Here is a 17,610-nt window from a genome sequence, read left to right as displayed (position 1 = left end):
GAATGCTGCACTGCAATAAGTTGCGCCTTCCCGCTGCCACCGGCATCCTGTAAAATCCGGCCATGAGTAAACTATCCCTAGACCGCATCCTGCAATCGCAGGGTTATGGCACCCGCAAGTACTGCCGCTCTCTCATCGAAGACGGCGAAGTCAGCATCGGCGGCGTCGTGCACGACAACTACAAAGCCAGCATCGAGACCGATGGCCTGGTGCTGACCATCTTCGACGAAGAATGGGTCTACCGCGAGCACCTGTACATCGCGCTCAACAAGCCTGCCAATTTCGAATGCTCGCGCAAGCCCAGCCACCACCCCGGCGTGCTGACCCTGCTGCCCGAGCAGTTCAGCTGGCGCGAGGTGCAGCCGGTCGGCCGCCTCGACCACGACACCACCGGCATGCTGCTGATGTCGGACGACGGCCCCTTCATCCACGCGCAATCGTCGCCCAAGCGCCATGTGCCGAAGATTTACCAGGCCACCACGCAGGAGCCAGTCACCGACGAGCTGGTGGCGCAATTGCTGTCCGGCGTGCAACTGCACGACGAGCCGGCGCCGCTGGCGGCGCAGACCTGCGTCAAGCGCGGCGAGCACCAGCTCGAAATCGTGCTGGAGCAGGGCAAGTACCATCAGGTCAAGCGCATGCTGGCGGCCGCCGGCAACCACTGCAGCGCCTTGCATCGCTCCGCCATCGGCGCGCTGACGCTGGAGTCGCTGGGCATCGCCGAGGGCGAGTGGTGCTACCTGACGGCTGAGCAACTGGCCTTGTTGGCGCCCGCCGCATGAAGCTGGCAACGCTGAAAGACGGCACCCGCGACGGCCAGTTGATGGTGGTGTCGCGCGACCTGAAGACCGCGCAGCTGGCCGACGGCGTGGCGCGCACCTTGCAGCGCGCGCTGGACGACTGGACCTTCATCTCACCGCAACTCGACGCCATCTACCAGGAGCTGAACCAGGGCCGCGCCCGCCGCAGCTTCGAGTTCGAGCCGGAGAACTGCATGGCGCCGCTGCCGCGCGCTTTCCAGTGGGCCGACGGATCGGCCTACGTCAACCACGTCGAACTGGTGCGCAAGGCGCGCGGCGCCGAGCTGCCGCCGTCGTTCTGGGAAGATCCGCTGATGTACCAGGGCGGCAGCGACGATTTCCTCGGGCCGACCGATGATATCGAACTGTTCCACGAGGAGTGGGGCATCGATTTCGAGGCCGAAGTGGCGGTCGTCACCGACGACGTGCCCATGGGCGCGACGCCGGACCAGGCGCACCAGCGCATCCGCCTGCTGATGCTGGTCAACGATGTGTCGCTGCGCAACCTGATCCCGGACGAGCTGGCCAAGGGCTTCGGCTTCGTCCAGGCCAAGCCGGCCACCAGCTTCTCGCCGGTGGCGGTCACGCCGGACGAGCTGGGCGATGCCTGGAAGGGCGGCAAGGTCCACCTGCCGCTGCTGTCGACCTGGAACGGCAAGCTGGTCGGCAAGCCGCAGGCCGGCGTCGACATGGTGTTCAACTTCCCGCAGCTGATCGCCCACCTGGCCAAGTCGCGCAATGTGCGGGCCGGCAGCATCATCGGCTCCGGCACGGTGTCCAACAAGGACGCCAAGCGCGGCTATTCCTGCATCGCCGAGCAGCGCTGCCTGGAGACTATCGCCGGCGGCGCGCCGGTCACGCCCTACATGGCGTTCGGCGACACCATCCGCATCGAAATGCTGGGCGGCGACGGCAAGTCCGTGTTCGGCGCCATCGAACAAGCCGTCAAGCAGGCCGTCGCCGAGCCGACTGGCCGGAAATTGCCGTAAGGAATCTACGAGCAGGGCCGGAAATACCGCCGTATTCCGGCGATGGCCTGGTCCTGCCGCGGCCGATAATGGCACGGTCGAGATAAACCCCGCAGCAGGCAGATTCCATGGCAGAAGACAGCGACGCAGAAAAGACCGAACCCGCGTCAGCGAAGCGCCTCGAGCAGGCGCGCGAGGAAGGCGACGTTCCCCGTTCGCGGGAAGTGGCGACGTTTACCGTGCTGATGGCGGCCGGCGCCGGCCTGTGGATGACCGGCGACGGGCTGGTGCGCCAGCTCAATTCCGCCCTGGTGTCCGGCCTGACCCTGAACCAGGAACAAATCTTCGACGCCGACATCCTGCTCAACCGCATCGGGGTCGACGTGGTGCGGGTGATGCTCGCCTGCCTGCCGCTGGGCATCGCGGTGATGATCGTCGCGCTGGCCTCGCCGCTGCTGGTGGGCGGCTGGCTGTTCAGCGGCAAGGCGATCGCGCCCAACTTCAATAAACTCAATCCCGCCAACGGCCTCGGCAACATGTTCTCGTCCAACTCGCTGGTCGAGCTGTTCAAGGCGGTGGCCAAGGCGCTGGTGGTCGGCATGGTGGCCTGGCTGGTGGTGATGAAGCAGAAGGACGCCGTGATCGGCCTGGCGGTGGAGCCGCTCAAGCTGGGCATGACGCACACGCTCAATATGCTGGGCAGCAGCTTCCTGTTCATCGTCGGCGCGCTGGGCCTGATCGCCGCCATCGACGGTCCCTACCAGATGTGGCACTACGCGAACAAGCTGAAGATGACCCGCCAGGAGCTGATCCAGGAATCCAAGGAATCCGACGGCAATCCACAGATCAAGGCCAAGATCCGCCAGCTGCAACGCGAGATGGCCAAGCGCCGCATGATGGCCGACGTGCCGACCGCCGACGTGGTGGTGACCAACCCGACCCACTACGCGGTGGCGCTGAAGTACAGCGACGGCATGCGCGGCGCGCCGAAGGTGGTGGCCAAGGGCACCGACGAAGTGGCGGCGCGGATCCGCGAAATCGCCAAAGAGAACAAGGTGATCATGCTGGAGGCGCCGGCGCTGGCGCGCGCGCTGCACAAGCACACCGAGATCGGCGACGAGATCCCGGAAGCGCTGTACTCGGCCGTGGCCGAAGTGCTGGCCTATGTGTTCCAGCTGCGCCTGTTCAGCAAGGGCAACGGCAACCGCCCGGATATACCGAAGACACTCGATGTGCCGCCTGAGCTCGATCCGCTCAATCCGGCGTCGCAAAAGAAGAACCCCGACTTGAATAACGGAGCACCCGCATGAACGCCCTGAGCAACCTGAAACTGCCGCCATGGCTGCAAGGCATCGCCAACAGCCGCAACAAGAGCAGCCTGGCCGCGCCTATCCTGATCATCATGCTGCTGGCGATGATGGTGCTGCCGCTGCCGGCCTTCGTGCTCGACATCTTCTTCAGCTTCAATATCGCGCTGGCGGTGATCGTGCTGCTGACCAGCCTGTACACGGTCAAGCCGCTGGACTTCATGGCCTTCCCGACCATCCTGCTGGTGTCGACCATGCTGCGCCTGTCGCTGAACGTGGCCTCGACCCGCGTGGTGCTGACCGAGGGCCACAATGGTCCCGACGCCGCCGGCAAGGTGATCGAGGCCTTCGGCCATTTCCTGATCGGCGGTAACTACACGGTCGGTATCGTGGTCTTCATTATTTTGACGATCATTAACTTCACCGTGGTGACCAAGGGTGCGGGCCGTATCGCCGAGGTGGGCGCGCGTTTCGCCCTGGATGCGATGCCGGGCAAGCAGATGGCGATCGACGCCGACCTCAACGCTGGCCTGATCGGCGAGGCCGACGCCCGCAAGCGCCGCAGCGAAGTGGCGCAGGAAGCGGAATTCTACGGCGCCATGGACGGCGCCAGTAAATACGTGCGCGGCGACGCCGTGGCCGGTATTCTGGTAACGGTGATCAACGTGGTCGGAGGCCTGCTGGTCGGCCTGCTGCAACACGACCTGACTTTTGCCGACGCACTGAAGAACTACACCTTGCTGGCCATCGGTGACGGCCTGGTGGCGCAGATCCCGTCGCTGGTGATTTCCACCGCGGCCGGTATCGTGGTGTCGCGCGTGGCCAGCGAGCAGGACATCGGCACCCAGGTGGTGGGGCAGTTGTTCGCCAAGCCGCAGGTGCTGTACATCACCGCCGCCATCATCGGCGGCATGGGATTGATCCCGGGCATGCCCAATCTGGTGTTCCTGCTGCTGGCCGGCCTGCTGGCCGGCTCGGCCTACATGATGACCCGCAAGGCCGAAGCCGGCAAGACCGCCGAAGTGGCGGCGGCCGAAGCGGCAGCAGCGCCGGCCGCCGCGCCGGAGCAGGAGGAGGCCAGCTGGCAGGACATCATGCCGGTCGATACGCTGGGCCTGGAGGTGGGCTATCGCCTGATCCCGCTGGTGGACAAGACCCAGGGCGGCGAGCTGCTCAAGCGCATCAAGGGGATCCGCAAGAAGTTCGCGCAGGAGGTGGGTTTCCTGGCGCCGCCGGTGCACATCCGCGACAACCTGGAGTTGAAGCCGTCGGCCTACCGCATCACGCTCAAGGGGGTGGAAGTGGGCACGGGCGAGGCCTTCAACGGCCAGTTCCTGGCGATCAATCCGGGCATGGCCAGCGGCACCTTGCCGGGCATGGCGACCACCGATCCGGCCTTCGGCCTGCCCGCCACCTGGATCGACGCCAATCTGCGCGACCAGGCGCAGGGCATGGGCTACACGGTGGTCGACGCCGGCACGGTGGTGGCGACGCATCTGAATCACCTGATCACCACCCACGCTTCCGAGCTGCTGGGCCGGGCCGAGGTGCAGTCGCTGCTGGACCACCTGGGCAAGGATGCGCCCAAGCTGGTGGAAGACCTGGTGCCGAAGATGGTGTCGCTGTCGACCCTGCAGAAGGTGTTGCAGAACCTGCTGATGGAAGGCGTGCACATCCGCGACATGCGCTCCATCATCGAGACGCTGGCCGAGCACGCGGTGCACACGCAGGATCCAAGCGACCTGACCGCGCTGGTGCGTATCTCGCTGGGCCGCGCCATCGTGCAGCAGCTGTTCCCCGGCGCCAGCGAGTTGTCGGTGATGACCCTGGATAATCGGCTGGAACGCTTGCTGATGCAGGCGCTGGCGGCCAGCGGTCCGGACGGCGCCGGCATCGAGCCTGGACTGGCCGACACCATCGCCCAACAGGCGCAGGCGGCGGCGCAGCAGCAGGAGGCGCTGGGCTTGACGCCGGTGCTGCTGGTGCCGGGGCCGCTGCGGGCCTTGCTGTCGCGTTTCCTGCGCCGCGCCTTGCCGCAACTGAAGGTGCTGTCGCATGCCGAGATCCCGGAGACCAAGACCATCCGCGTGACGGCGCTGGTGGGCCAGCAGCCGGCATAAGTTTGAGCGGATCGCGCATGCATCCATGCGGGCGGCCTAGACTGCTCGCATGGATGACGACGATTTCGATACGCCGTGGAAGGAAGTGCTCATGCAGCATTTTCCGGAGTTCATGGCGTTTTACTTCCCCCTTGCGCATGCCGCGATCGACTGGTCGCGGCCACATACTTTTCTCGACCAGGAATTTTCCGCGCTGGCTCGCGATGCCGAACTCGGTAAGCGTTTGCTGGACAAACTGGTCAGCGTGTATCTGCTCGACGGTCCTGAACAGTGGTTGCTGGTGCATCTGGAAGTGCAGGGCTGGCGCGAGGCCAGCTTTGCGGAGCGCATGTTTGTCTACAATTATCGTGTTTATGACCGCTACCGCCGCCCTGTCGCCAGCCTGGCCTTGCTGACCGATAGCGGCAGGCGTTGGCGGCCGTCGTCTTTTGGTTATCGCCTGCTAGGCTGTGCGATGGGGATAGAATTCCCGGTTGCCAAGCTGCTGGACTTTGTTGATCACATCGATGAGCTGCTGCGGCACGAGAATCCGTTTGCGTTGGTGACCGTGGCGCACTTGCTGGCGCGGCAGACCAAGGGCAATGCGCATCGGCGCCGCATCGCCAAATTGAGGCTTACCAAGCTTCTGTACCAGCGCGATTGGGACAGGCAGCGTATTATTAATTTATATCGGGTGATCGACTGGATCATGCGCTTGCCGCAAGCGTTGGAGGTCCGGTTGACCTATGTGGCTTTGCAATTGGAAAGGAGGCGGGCTATGCCTTACGTATCCTCTATGGAGCGCTTTTGCATGGAGCGCGGACACAAGCTAGGACTGGAAATAGGGCTGCACGAAGGACGGAAAGAAGGGCGACAAGAAGGGCGACAAGAAGGACGACAAGAAGGACGACAAGAAGGACGACAAGAAGGACGACAAGAAGGGCGACAAGAAGGACGACAAGAAGGACAGTGCGCCCTGCTGACCGAAATGCTGCAACAGCGCTTCGGCGAACTTGATGTCATTGTCCGCGCCCGGCTCGCCGCAGCCGATGTGTCCCAGCTGCTGGCCTGGGCTAAAAACTTCGTCAGCGCCGCTACACTGGATGAGGTTTTCCGCGATAACTAAGCCGCCTCGGCCGCAATGGCGAAATGCGGCCCATTTGCCCCCCTGTTCGTCGGATCGTTTCCAGAGTGCATCGTCAATAATGGCACTGTCAGAGTAAAGGCGTCTCATCCGGAAGACGCACTGCTCGACTTAGACTCCTGAGAGCCGGCCATGAACGTCAAAAAATTTACCGCACCGACTTCCCGCGAGGCGCTGCGCAAAGTGCGCGAATCGCTCGGCCCAGACGCCGTGATCCTGTCCAACCGCCAGGCCGATGGCGGTGTTGAAATCCTCGCCCTCGCCAACGACGATGCCGCCTCGCTGGCCATGCCGGCGCCGCACTCGCCGATGGCCGAACCGGCGCCGTCGCTCGACCTGGGCACCGCCGTGTCGCAAGGCGGCGCCGATCAGCGTCATGAGCCGCGCCTGGAACAGCGCATGGAGCCGCGCTTCGGATCGCATACCCCAACGCCAACCCCGGCGCCAGCCGCCCTGCCAGCGCAACCGGTGCGCCGCGTAGTGGCGTCCGCCTCGTCGTTCGCCAGCGTCACCAAGGCCGCAGCCGCCGCGCCGGCGCCGGCCCAGGTTCAGGCCAAGGCCGCGCTGGACGTCGACCAGATCGCCGCCATGGTCAGCGCCGCCGTCGCCAGCGCCAAGCAAAACGCCGCCGCCGAAATGCAGGGCATGATGAGCGAAATCCGCGCCATGCGCGGCATGATGGAAACCCAGCTGGCCGAAATCTCCTGGGGCACCACGCAAGCGCGCGAGCCGCAGAAAGCCGCCGTGCTGCGCGAGATGCTGGCGGCCGGTTTCTCGGCCAGCCTGGCGCGCTACCTGATCGAAAAACTGCCGGCCAACCGCGACGCCGCCGACAGCCTGCGCTGGATCAAGAACGTCCTGACCCGCAACCTGCAAACCATGGCCAACGAAGATGCGCTGATCGAGCAGGGCGGCGTGTTCGCGCTGGTCGGCCCGACCGGCGTCGGCAAGACCACCAGCACCGCCAAGCTGGCCGCGCGCTGCGTGATGCGCCACGGCCCGGACAAGCTGGCCCTGATCACCACCGACGCCTACCGTATCGGCGCCCACGAACAGCTGCGCATCTACGGCAAGATCCTCGGCGTGATGGTGCACTCGGTCAAGGACGAAGCCGACCTGCGCATCGCCCTCAAGGAATTGAAGAACAAGCACACGGTGCTGATCGACACGGTCGGCGTCAGCCAGCGCGACCAGATGGTCACCGAACAGGTGTCGATGCTGCAAGGCGCCGGTTCCGACGTCAAGCGCCTGCTGTGTCTGAACGCCACGGCCACCCAGGAAACCCTGAACGAAGTGGTGCGCGCCTATCAGGGCAGCGGCCTGGCCGGCTGCATCATGACCAAGCTGGACGAAGCGGCCGCCATCGGCAACGTGCTGGACGTGGTGATCCGCCAAAAACTCAATCTGTTCTACGTGTCGAACGGCCAACGCGTGCCGGAAGACCTGCACCTGGCCGATCCGGCCTACCTGATCGACCGCGCTTTCAAATTGAAACGCGATGTCGTCAACACCCAATACCTGGACGCCGAACTGCCTCTGCTGATGAGCAACGGCCAGCACGAGCAAGCAATGCGCGAGGTGCACCTTGGCTAATTTCGATTTCGACCAGGCGGAGGGACTGCGCCGCATGCTGGCGGGGCCCAAGCCCCGCATCGTCACCTTCCTGTCGGCCACGCCGCAGGACGACAAGGGCGCCATGCTGGTCAACCTGGGCGCCTCGCTGGCGCGCGCCGGCAACGACGTGCTGCTGGTGGACGCCTGCGCCAGCGCCCACGGCGTGGCCTCGCGCCTGGGCGTGGACGGCGGCGCCAGCCTGCTGGACGTGGCGCGCCAGGAGTGCGCGCTGAATCAGGTGATCCACCAGGTGCCGCAAGGCTTTGCTGTGGCGTCGATGACACGCGGCGTGGCGCGCAGCGGCCCGGACGAGACGCGCCGCCTGGCCAAGGCCTTCGACGTGCTGGCCAAGCAGACCGGCATCGTCATCGTCGACGGCGAATTCGACGGCGTGGCCTTCCCGGTGCCGGTCATGGCCAGCTCGGAAATCGTGGTGCAGGTATCGAATAGCGCTACCTCGATCAAGGCCGCGTACAGTATGATCAAGCGCCTGAACCAGGAGCTGGGTCGCCGGCCGTTTGGAATTCTGGTCACCGGGGCTTCCGAATCGGAAGCAAAGGTGGTATACGATAATATGGCACAGGCAGCTAGCCGATACCTGGCGGTGAATCTCGTTTCGATGGGGTCGGTGCCGGCGGATGAATACCTGCAACGCGCGGCACGCTTGGGGCGTGCGGTGGTCGATGCGTTTCCGCTGGCCGGGGCTTCGGTCGCGTTTCGTCAACTGGCGGGGCGCTTCGCGCTGGCCGGCTCGCCATCTTTCCGTTAAGGGAGCATCACAATTTTAGCGCTTAACCAATAATAAACGGCTATGTACACGGTCAAAGGGAAAGTGGACAAGGATTCTTTACTGACGGAGCACATGCCGTTGGTGAAGCGCTTGGCCCACCACATGAAGGCGAAACTGCCGCCCAGCGTCGAAGTCGACGATCTGGTGCAAGCCGGAATGATCGGCCTGCTCGACGCCATCAGCCGTTACGAGGACACCCATGGCGCCCAGTTCGAAACCTACGCCGTGCTGCGCATCCGCGGCGCCATGCTGGACGAGCTGCGCAACAGCGACTGGCTGCCGCGCTCGATGCGCCAGAACATGCGCAAGATCGAAACCGCGATGAGCACGCTGCAACAGCGCCTCGGCCATCCGCCGACCGAGTCGGAAGTGGCCAAGATGCTCAAGCTGTCGCTGGCCGACTATCAGGAAATGCTGTCCGACGGCGGCGGCCACCAGCTGGTGTACTACGAAGATTTTCACGACGACGACGGCAACGACAGCTTCCTCGACCGTTACTGCTCGGACGAGGAGAGCGATCCGCTGCGCTCGCTGCTGGACGGCGACTTCCGCCAGGCCGTGATCGACGCCATCGACGCGCTGCCGCCGCGCGAAAAGATCCTGATGGGGCTGTACTACGAAGAGGAGCTCAACTTGAAAGAAATCGGCGCCGTGATGGGCGTATCGGAATCGCGCGTATCGCAGCTGCATACGCAGGCCGTGGCGCGTCTGCGCGCCTCACTTCGGGAGCGGTCTTGGACTGGGCCAGCGTAGCCGGGGTGCTGCTGGCGCTGGCCGGCATCGTCATCGGCCAGACGCTCGAGGGTGGAAAATTATCCTCGCTGCTGCAACCGGCCGCGTTTGCGATCGTCGTGGTCGGCACTTTCGGCGCGGTGCTGTTGCAGACCAAGTTCCAGACCTTCGTGCGCGGCCTGCGCATGCTGCGCCTGGTGTTCGCGCCGCCGGCCGACACCCGCGTGCTGCTGGCGCGCGACATCAACGCCTGGAACCTGGCGGCGCGCCGCGACGGCCTGCTGTCGCTGGAGCGCTACATGCTCGCCTCCAAGGACAAGTTCAACACCAAGGGCCTGCGCCTGATCGTCGACGGCATCAACCCCGACAAGCTGCGCCAGATCCTCGACACCGAAATCACCGCCTACGAAACCGAGGAACGCCAGGCGGTGCGCATCTGGGAATCGGCGGCCGGCTATTCGCCCACCATCGGCATCCTGGGCGCGGTGCTGGGCCTGATCCACGTGATGGAAAACCTCACCGATCCCAGCAAGCTCGGTTCCGGCATCGCCGTGGCCTTCGTGTCGACGATCTACGGCGTCGGCCTGGCCAACCTGTTCTTCTACCCGATCGCCAACAAGCTCAAGGCCATCGTCACGCAGGCGGTGCACCAGCAGGAAATCGCCGCCGCCGTGTTCTACGACATCGCCACCGGCGACCACACGCGCGTCATCGACGAACGCATCGCCACGCTGATGCGGGAACACTGACATGCAGAACCGGCGCGCCCGCAGGAAGTTCGACGACGAACCGGAGAACCACGAGCGTTGGCTGATCTCCTACGCCGACTTCATCACGCTGCTGTTCGCCTTCTTCGTGGTGATGTACGCGATCTCGGTGGTCAATATCGGCCGCTACAAGGTGCTGTCGGTGGCGCTGGGCGACGCCTTCGGCGGCGCCGGCTCGGCCAAGCCGGTCAACACCGAAGTGCCCAACCTGCCGATACCCAATCCCAACCTGCGGCGCCACGCCGAATTGCTGCGCAAGGAAAAAACCCAGATGACCAAGCTGGCGCAGGACTTGTTGTCCACGCTGGCGCCCCTGGTCAAGGAGGGCAAGGTGCGGGTCACGCAAAACAGCCGCGGCGTCAGCGTCGAGATCAATGCCTCGGTGCTGTTCGATCCGGGCGAGGCGCGCCTGACCAACGAATCGACCGAAGCGCTGCGCGCCGTCGCCGGCCTGCTGAAAAACGACGATCACAAGGTGCAGGTCGAAGGCCACACCGACAACCAGCCGATCCGCAACACGCTGTTCCCGTCCAACTGGGAATTGTCGGCGGTGCGCGCCAGCAGCGTGGTGCGGCTATTCATCGACGCCGGCGTGACGCCGGAACGCCTGACGGCGGTCGGCTTCAGCTCGAACGTGCCGGTGGCGCCGAACGACAACCCGATCGGCCGCGCGCGCAATCGCCGCGTGGCGGTCACGATCTTGTCCGGTATTCCGGATGCGGTAACGGAAGTGCCGACGCAGGCGCCGAATAATTAAGCAATATGCTTGCTGCGTCGCTTAGGGGGCAGACCCCGGACGGGGTCTGACCCCGCATGGCCGTGCGGGGTAAAAGAGTCAGCCGGCCAGGAAGCCGCGGCTGCGGGGCAGGGAAGTAGACAGGCCGCCAGGGCCGTAGAAGTTGTTCGCGCCCGCCGTTTGCGGACGCAGCGCTTGCAGCGCGCCTTGCGTGTGGTTCATCTGCTTGTTGATCAGCATGCCGTTGATGCGGTTCAGCTCCTTGGCTTCGCGCGCGTGGTGCTGCAGCGCCTGCCACAGGACGGCAGCTTCGGCGGCGTCGGCGCCGCTGGCGGCAACCCAGGCATCCATGCCGGCTTCCTCGGCCGGGTAGCCGGCCTTGCCCAGGGCGCGGTGGCGCTGGGCCGACAACAGGGTCATCTGCGTGACCAGTGCCGATTTCTTCGTGGTGACCGCCGTCAGGCCGTCGATTTCCGCCGCCACCAGATGTTGCTGCTCCTGCTTCAGGACGTCCAGCAGGGTCGTCATGATGTGTTCTTCTTCGCGCAGGCTGTTCAGCGGGGTAGCGGTTGACATGGTAGACCTATCGTTTGCGAGAGTGCAGCAGATCCTTGACTGTATCCAGCAAGCCATCCGCTACTTTTTCCGAGTTGACCTGGAACTGGCCGTCGGCAATTGCCAGCTTGATGCGCTCGACTTTTTTAGTGTCGAACACCGCGCTGGCGCCGCCGGCCGCACTGGCCGCCAATGCCTGGCCTTGCGGCGACAGGCGCACGTTGTCGGACGTTGCGGGCGTCGCCGGGGCTGCCGCCTTGTCTGCGCCGCGCGCAGTCGAGGTGGAAGCCGGGGTCGACGACGGCAAGCCGGTCGTGCTCTTTAATGTATCATTAATTTTCACAGCTCTATCCTTCTCTGGTTGGAGTACGAAACTCCGGGATCTGAGTATGTAACGGCGGCTGACGCCAAAACTTTAGCGTTGCCGTGCCTCAAGACCCGTGGCGTTCGATCAAAACGCCACCTCCACCAGCCCGCCTGCCTTGGCGATTCCCGTGATTTGTTGCCCACCGGAAGTTTTTACCTGGACTACCTGGCCGTCGCCCGCCGTGCTCATGGCGCGCGCCTCGGCCGACACGCTGAAACCGTTGCCGCTGGAAACCAGCCGCACCAGCTGGCCGGATTGCACCACCGGCTTGCTGCGCAGCGTATCGAGGCGCAGCGGCGTGCCCGGCGGCAGTGAAATATTGGTGCTGCGGCCGATCACCTGGCCCATGTCGGTGGCTATCCCGGCCGGCAATGTTGTCAGATCGCCCTTCAGGGTCACCAGCTGGCCGGCCTCGATGGCCTGGCCCTGGGCCAGCGGCGCGGCGCTGGCGATGTAGTCGCCGACCACGCTGACCGTGGCCTGGATATAGATCGTCCAGGCCGCCGGCGCCACGCAGCGCACGCCGACCGTGGTCTTGCCCCAGGCGCGCGCGCCGGGCATGAAGAAGGCTTGCGGATCCGGGCAGGCGGCCAGGTTCATGCGCGGGTCGATGGCGCCGACGGCGACCGTGACCTGGCCGGGCAGGCCGCCGCTTTGTACCTGCAGGAACTGTTCGACGCTGCGCTTGAGCGCGGCCGCGTCCTGGCGCAATGGCGCGGCTTGCTGAGCCTGAGCCTGGGCCGCCGGCAGCAGGGCCAGCAGGGCGGCGGTGATGAGCAGTCGTTTCATGGTGTGAGAGTCCCCTTCAATATTGCCATCATAGTCTGGCGGCCTGGTCTTGAAGCCTTGAATAGAACGGAAAAGCGCTTGCTTATCGCTCGATGGTTACCGCGAGCAACTCCGTATCATCGATCCTGTCATAACAAGTACGTCCATTGGGAGCTGCCATGGTTGGGAAACTCGACGATTATCTGCGCTTTAACGAAGCCGCGCTGGGGCTGCGCTCCCAGCGGCAGAGCGTGCTCGCCTCGAACATCGCCAACGGCGATACGCCCAACTACAAGGCACGCGACATCGATTTCTCCAGCGCCATGCAGGCCGCGCTGGACAAGGCCAGTCCCACCGCCACGCTGAAGACCACCGCCAGCAAGCATTACCCCAACCCTCCGCAAGACGGCAGCACCATGGTGGACGGTACGCCGCTGCTGTACCGCGGCGTGGTGCAGGGCGCGGTCGACGGCAACACGGTCGACATGGACGTCGAGCGCAACCAGTTCGCCGACAACGCCATCCGCTACGAGGCTGGCATCACCGCAATCAACGCCCAGATCAAGAACATGATGGCGGCGATACAGGGAGGTAACTGATCATGTCGCTGTTTAATATTTTCAATGTTTCAGGTTCGGCCATGAGCGCCCAGGCGCAGCGGCTCAACGTGGTGGCCTCCAACCTGGCCAATGCCGACAGCGCCACCAGCGCCAGCGGCGAGGCCTACCGCGCGCGCCAGGTGGTGTTCGAGGCGACCACGCCGACCGGCGGCGGCTCTTCGACCGGGGTGCGGGTCAAGCAGGTGGTGGAAGACCAGTCGCCGATGAAGCAGATGTACGACCCCAAGCATCCGATGGCGGACGACAAGGGCTATGTGACCATGCCCAACGTGAACGTGGTGGACGAGATGGTCAACATGCTGTCGGCCTCGCGGTCCTACCAGACCAACGTCGAGACCATGAACGCGGCCAAGACGCTGCTGCTCAAAACCCTGACCATCGGCCAGTAATCCTTAAGAGGCAATCATGACTATCAGCACAGTGACCGACACGCCCAAGACGGCCGCGCTCAATACCACCAGCAACACCAGCAGCAGCACCAGCGCGTCCAACGACATCGGCGCGGACCAGGACAAGTTCATGAAGCTGCTGGTCACGCAGCTGAAGAACCAGGATCCGCTGAACCCGATGGACAACGCGGCCATGACCAGCCAGCTGGCCCAGCTGTCGACGGTGACCGGCATCAACAAGGTCAACGCCACGCTGGAATCGCTGCGCACCGACCAGGCCGCCTCGCAATCGCTGAACGCCACCAACCTGATCGGCAAGGGCGTGCTGGTGGCGGGCGCCGGCATCCAGCTGTCGACCAGCACCGACGAGGCCGGCAAGAGCACCAGCAGCAGCGTGTTCGGCATCGACCTGGCCTCGCCCGCCGAGAGCGTGACGATCTCGATCCAGGACAAGAGCGGTGCCACGGTGCGCACCATGAGCATGAAGAGCACCGACGTCGGCACCTACCCGATCACCTGGGACGGCACCACCGACGGCAAGACCGCCGCGCCGGCCGGCGCCTACACCTTCACCGTCAAGGCGGTGAGCGCCGGCAAGACGCTGACCGACTCGACCGCGCTGCAACTGGCGGCCGTGGCCAGCGTGTCGACCGGCAGCGGCGGCGTCAAATTGAATACTTCGCTCGGACAGTTCGCGATGTCCGATGTCAAAGAAGTTTTGTAACGCAGTTCACACGTCACACCTAGCATAGGGGAATACCATGTTCCAACAAGGACTTAGCGGCCTGAACGCAGCATCCAAATCGCTGGACGTTATCGGCAACAACATCGCCAACGCCAGCACGGTTGGTTTCAAGGGCTCGCAGGCGCAGTTTGCCGACCTGTACGCCAACTCGCTGAACGGCGTGTCGGGCAACAATCCCGGCATCGGTGTGACGACGGCCAAGTTGGCCCAGCAATTCACCCAGGGGAATATCGAGACCAGCAACAATCCGCTGGACATCTCGATCAACGGCGGCGGCTTCTTCCGCGAAGTGGTCAACGGCGCGGTGCAGTATTCGCGCAACGGCCAGTTCCACGAAGATAACACCCACACACTGGTCAACGCCCAGGGCGCTCAGCTGACCGGCTATCTGTCGAACTCGGCCGGTGTGATCCAGCTGGGCGCGCCAACCCCGCTGACCCTGGACAAGTCCGACCTGACGCCGGTGCAAACCAGCACCGCCAACTTCCAGCTGAACCTGAGCTCGGCCGAGAAAGTGCCGGCCACGATACCGTTCGACGCCGGCGATCCGACCAGCTACAACAAGCAGACCGTGCTGAACGTGTACGACAGCCTGGGCACCTCGCACATCATGACGACCTACTACGTCAAGACCGACGCCAATACCTGGGACGTGTACGCGGCGGCCGACAACAAGGAAATCGTCTCGGGTGGCGTGGCCGCTGCGATCAACAGCGATGCGACCGTGGCCGCTGCCCGCACCGTCTACAACGACGCCGTGCGCTTCACCCCGCCGGACCCGCTCGCCATTGCCCAAGCGGCCGGCGCTTATGCTGGCGTCGCCTACCAGTCCATGTTGGCGGCCGCCAGCGTGCCACCGGCCGCCGCCTCGCAGGCGCAGCTGGATGCATTGACCGCCGCCTACACGGCGCTCGATCCGACCAGCAGCGGTTCGATCACCGGCATGACGCCGGACCAGATCAACGCCAAGCTGGCCGCCGCCATCACCGTGCCAGCCGTCAAGGCCGGTACGCTGCTGTTCACCAAGACCGGTGTGCTGGACCCTGAGGCGATGGCCTTGATGGTGCCGACCCCGCAAACGCTGCCGTTCAGCATCCAGCTGCCGATCTTCCCGGACACCGGCGCCCAGCAGCCGATGACGGTCGCCACCACGTTCGACAAGACCACCCAGTACGGCAGCGTCACCAACGACCTGGGCTCGGTGCAGAACGGTTACTCGGCCGGCTCGTGGCAGCGTTACGCCATTGACGCCAACGGCGTGATCCTGGGCCAGTACAGCAACGGCAAATCGCGCCCGATGGGCCAGATCGCCATGGCCAACTTCTCCAGCGTCGACGGCCTGACCCCGCTGGGCAACAACGCCTGGGCGGAAAGCTCGGCTTCGGGCACGCCGCAGGTCGGGGTGCCGAACGCCGGCTCGATGGGTTCCTTGCGCGCCAGCTCGGTCGAAGTGTCGAACGTCGATTTGACGGCCGAACTGGTCAACATGATCACCGCGCAACGCGTCTACCAGGCCAATGCGCAGACCATCAAGACCGAGGATTCGATCTTGCAAACCCTGGTGAACCTGCGTTAATGCGCTGCGTTAATCGGAGATAGCCATGGACCGCCTGGTTTATACCGCGATGACAGGTGCGCGGCACGTGATGGATCAGCAAGCCACCGTTGCCAACAACCTGTCCAACGCCACCACCACCGGCTTCCGCGCACAGCTCGATACGTTTCGGGCGGTGCCGGTGGTGTCGGAGGGCTTGCAGACCCGCGCCTTCGTGGTCAATTCCACGGTGGGCGCGGACATGCGCGCCGGCCCGATTCAGACCACCGGCCGCGCGCTGGACATCGCGGTGCGCGACCAGGGCTGGATCGCGGTGCAGTCTGCCGACGGTTCGGAAGCCTACACCCGCAACGGCAGCCTGAAGGTCAGCGAGAACGGCCTGCTGCAAACCACCAGCGGCCAGACCTTGGTGGGCGACGGTGGCCCGATCGCCATCCCGCCCGACACCACGGTGATGGTGGCCGGCGACGGCACGGTCAGCACCATCTCCACCGATTTCAAGCCCGGCCCGGCCAATGTGCTGGGGCGGATCAAGCTGGTCAACCCGGACGCCAAGGGACTGGTGCGCGGCGACGACGGCCTGTTCCGCCAGCTCAGCGGCACGCCGGCAGAAAACGACCCGGCGGTGCGCGTGGTCGACGGCGCGCTGGAGGGCAGCAACGTCAATCCGGTCGATTCCATGGTCAACATGATCAGTCTGGCAAGGCAGTTCGAGATGCAAATGAGTTTGCTGAAGAACGCCGAGAATAACGCCGCAAAAGCCACCCAGATCCTCGCTTTGAGTTGATGACCTCTCCCGCATAATGGTTGCGTGGGATGAGTAGCTGTCGCTTTTGACGGCTCCCGTCCGAGCAACGGGAGAAGCATCATGATACGTTCACTGTGGATCGCCAAGACCGGCATGGAAGCGCAACAGACCGCGCTCGATGTCACGTCCAACAACCTGGCCAACGTCAGCACCAACGGCTTCAAGAAATCGCGCGCGGTGTTCGAGGATCTGCTGTACCAGAACATCCGCCAGCCTGGCGGCCAGTCGTCGCAGCAGACCAACCTGCCGTCGGGCATGCAGCTCGGTACCGGCGTGCGGCCGGTGGCGATCGAACGGGTGCACACCCAGGGCAATCCCCAGTCGACCGGCAATGACAAGGACCTGATGGTCAACGGCAACGGCTTCTTCAACGTGCTGCTGCCGGACGGCACCACCGCCTACACCCGCGACGGCTCCTTCCAGCGCGACAACAACGGCCAGATGGTCACCTCCAGCGGCTTCGTGCTGCAGCCGGCCATCACCATCCCGATCACCGCGCAATCGATCACCGTCGGCCGCGACGGCACCGTCTCGGTCACGCTGCCGGGCCAGGTGGCGCCGCAGCAGATCGGCAGCATCCAGCTGTCGACCTTCATCAACCCGACCGGGCTGGAGTCGAAGGGCGAGAACCTGTACGTGGAAACCGGCGCTTCCGGCAACCCGCAAACCAACACCCCCGGCACCAACGGCACCGGCGTCATCCTGCAAGGCTATGTGGAAACCTCGAACGTCAACGTGGTCGAGGAGATGGTCAATATGATCCAGACCCAGCGGGCCTATGAAATCAACTCGAAGGCCATCACGACCTCCGACCAGATGCTGGCCAAGCTGTCGCAGATGTAATGC

19 protein-coding genes are annotated in these 17,610 nt (G+C 64.4%); 16 read left to right on the top strand and 3 right to left on the bottom strand.

Features of this window, described 5'->3' with window-relative positions; all coding sequences use genetic code 11:
* The first annotated feature begins 62 nt into the window (after positions 1 to 62).
* From V6M89_RS10040 to motD, 10 genes are all read left to right on the top strand, one after another.
* The gene (locus tag V6M89_RS10040) at positions 63 to 782 is read left to right on the top strand and encodes a pseudouridine synthase (protein WP_217942045.1); all 720 of its coding nucleotides are present in this window, start codon (positions 63 to 65) and stop codon (positions 780 to 782) included.
* Positions 779 to 1,789 (top strand): fumarylacetoacetate hydrolase family protein, encoded by a 1,011-nt coding sequence (locus V6M89_RS10035; RefSeq protein ID WP_332853056.1) that lies wholly within the window; start codon positions 779 to 781, stop codon positions 1,787 to 1,789. Before V6M89_RS10040 ends, V6M89_RS10035 begins: the two co-directional genes overlap by 4 nt.
* Positions 1,790 to 1,896: 107 nt before the next feature.
* A complete protein-coding gene (gene flhB, locus V6M89_RS10030; RefSeq protein ID WP_332853055.1) occupies positions 1,897 to 3,078 on the top strand; it encodes a flagellar biosynthesis protein FlhB in 1,182 nt (393 codons plus the stop codon).
* Positions 3,075 to 5,195, top strand: coding sequence for a flagellar biosynthesis protein FlhA (gene flhA / locus V6M89_RS10025; protein WP_332853054.1), 2,121 nt, complete (start codon positions 3,075 to 3,077; stop codon positions 5,193 to 5,195). The genes flhB and flhA overlap by 4 nt, the downstream gene beginning before the upstream one ends.
* A gap of 49 nt (positions 5,196 to 5,244) precedes the next feature.
* The gene (locus V6M89_RS10020; protein ID WP_332853053.1) at positions 5,245 to 6,300 is read left to right on the top strand and encodes a transposase; all 1,056 of its coding nucleotides are present in this window, start codon (positions 5,245 to 5,247) and stop codon (positions 6,298 to 6,300) included.
* 150 nt (positions 6,301 to 6,450) lie between these two features.
* The gene (gene flhF, locus V6M89_RS10015) at positions 6,451 to 7,911 is read left to right on the top strand and encodes a flagellar biosynthesis protein FlhF (protein ID WP_332853052.1); all 1,461 of its coding nucleotides are present in this window, start codon (positions 6,451 to 6,453) and stop codon (positions 7,909 to 7,911) included.
* A complete protein-coding gene (locus tag V6M89_RS10010) occupies positions 7,904 to 8,701 on the top strand; it encodes a MinD/ParA family ATP-binding protein (RefSeq protein ID WP_116990415.1) in 798 nt (265 codons plus the stop codon). Before flhF ends, V6M89_RS10010 begins: the two co-directional genes overlap by 8 nt.
* Before the next feature lie 42 nt (positions 8,702 to 8,743).
* Complete coding sequence (locus V6M89_RS10005) at positions 8,744 to 9,475, top strand: RNA polymerase sigma factor FliA (protein WP_116990414.1); 732 nt, start codon at positions 8,744 to 8,746, stop codon at positions 9,473 to 9,475.
* Entirely contained in the window at positions 9,457 to 10,203 is a 747-nt protein-coding gene (locus V6M89_RS10000) for a flagellar motor protein (protein ID WP_332853051.1), read from the top strand. The genes V6M89_RS10005 and V6M89_RS10000 overlap by 19 nt, the downstream gene beginning before the upstream one ends.
* 1 nt (position 10,204) lies before the next feature.
* Complete coding sequence (gene motD / locus V6M89_RS09995; protein ID WP_332853050.1) at positions 10,205 to 10,978, top strand: flagellar motor protein MotD; 774 nt, start codon at positions 10,205 to 10,207, stop codon at positions 10,976 to 10,978.
* A gap of 78 nt (positions 10,979 to 11,056) precedes the next feature.
* On the opposite strand, the gene V6M89_RS09990 is transcribed toward motD, so the two are convergent.
* The 3 genes from V6M89_RS09990 to flgA form a co-directional block, all read right to left on the bottom strand.
* The gene (locus tag V6M89_RS09990; protein ID WP_332853049.1) at positions 11,057 to 11,533 is read right to left on the bottom strand and encodes a flagella synthesis protein FlgN; all 477 of its coding nucleotides are present in this window, start codon (positions 11,531 to 11,533) and stop codon (positions 11,057 to 11,059) included.
* A 7-nt stretch (positions 11,534 to 11,540) separates the two neighbouring features.
* Positions 11,541 to 11,855 carry a flagellar biosynthesis anti-sigma factor FlgM gene (gene flgM / locus V6M89_RS09985; protein WP_332853048.1) on the bottom strand — a complete coding sequence of 105 codons (315 nt, stop codon included), beginning with the start codon at positions 11,853 to 11,855 and terminating at the stop codon, positions 11,541 to 11,543.
* Between the two features lie 108 nt (positions 11,856 to 11,963).
* Complete coding sequence (gene flgA, locus V6M89_RS09980; RefSeq protein ID WP_332853047.1) at positions 11,964 to 12,668, bottom strand: flagellar basal body P-ring formation chaperone FlgA; 705 nt, start codon at positions 12,666 to 12,668, stop codon at positions 11,964 to 11,966.
* Positions 12,669 to 12,826: 158 nt separating this feature from the next.
* Here flgA and flgB point away from each other — a divergent pair, with 158 nt between their 5' ends.
* From flgB to flgG, 6 genes are all read left to right on the top strand, one after another.
* Entirely contained in the window at positions 12,827 to 13,246 is a 420-nt protein-coding gene (flgB, locus tag V6M89_RS09975; RefSeq protein WP_332853046.1) for a flagellar basal body rod protein FlgB, read from the top strand.
* 2 nt (positions 13,247 to 13,248) lie between these two features.
* Entirely contained in the window at positions 13,249 to 13,656 is a 408-nt protein-coding gene (gene flgC / locus V6M89_RS09970; protein WP_332853045.1) for a flagellar basal body rod protein FlgC, read from the top strand.
* Positions 13,657 to 13,672: 16 nt separating this feature from the next.
* Positions 13,673 to 14,380 (top strand): flagellar hook assembly protein FlgD, encoded by a 708-nt coding sequence (locus V6M89_RS09965; RefSeq protein ID WP_332853044.1) that lies wholly within the window; start codon positions 13,673 to 13,675, stop codon positions 14,378 to 14,380.
* 37 nt (positions 14,381 to 14,417) lie between these two features.
* Positions 14,418 to 15,977 (top strand): flagellar hook protein FlgE, encoded by a 1,560-nt coding sequence (locus V6M89_RS09960; RefSeq protein ID WP_332853043.1) that lies wholly within the window; start codon positions 14,418 to 14,420, stop codon positions 15,975 to 15,977.
* Positions 15,978 to 16,002: 25 nt separating this feature from the next.
* The gene (gene flgF, locus V6M89_RS09955; RefSeq protein WP_332853042.1) at positions 16,003 to 16,743 is read left to right on the top strand and encodes a flagellar basal-body rod protein FlgF; all 741 of its coding nucleotides are present in this window, start codon (positions 16,003 to 16,005) and stop codon (positions 16,741 to 16,743) included.
* Between the two features lie 81 nt (positions 16,744 to 16,824).
* Positions 16,825 to 17,607, top strand: a complete 783-nt coding sequence (gene flgG, locus V6M89_RS09950) for a flagellar basal-body rod protein FlgG (RefSeq protein ID WP_008451365.1) — start codon at positions 16,825 to 16,827, stop codon at positions 17,605 to 17,607.
* Positions 17,608 to 17,610 lie beyond the last annotated feature (3 nt).

Origin of the sequence: Duganella sp. S19_KUP01_CR8 (assembly GCF_036688705.1) — a bacterium.
GTDB lineage: Bacteria > Pseudomonadota > Gammaproteobacteria > Burkholderiales > Burkholderiaceae_D > Rugamonas.
This window is presented reverse-complemented; position numbering and strand designations above follow the sequence as displayed.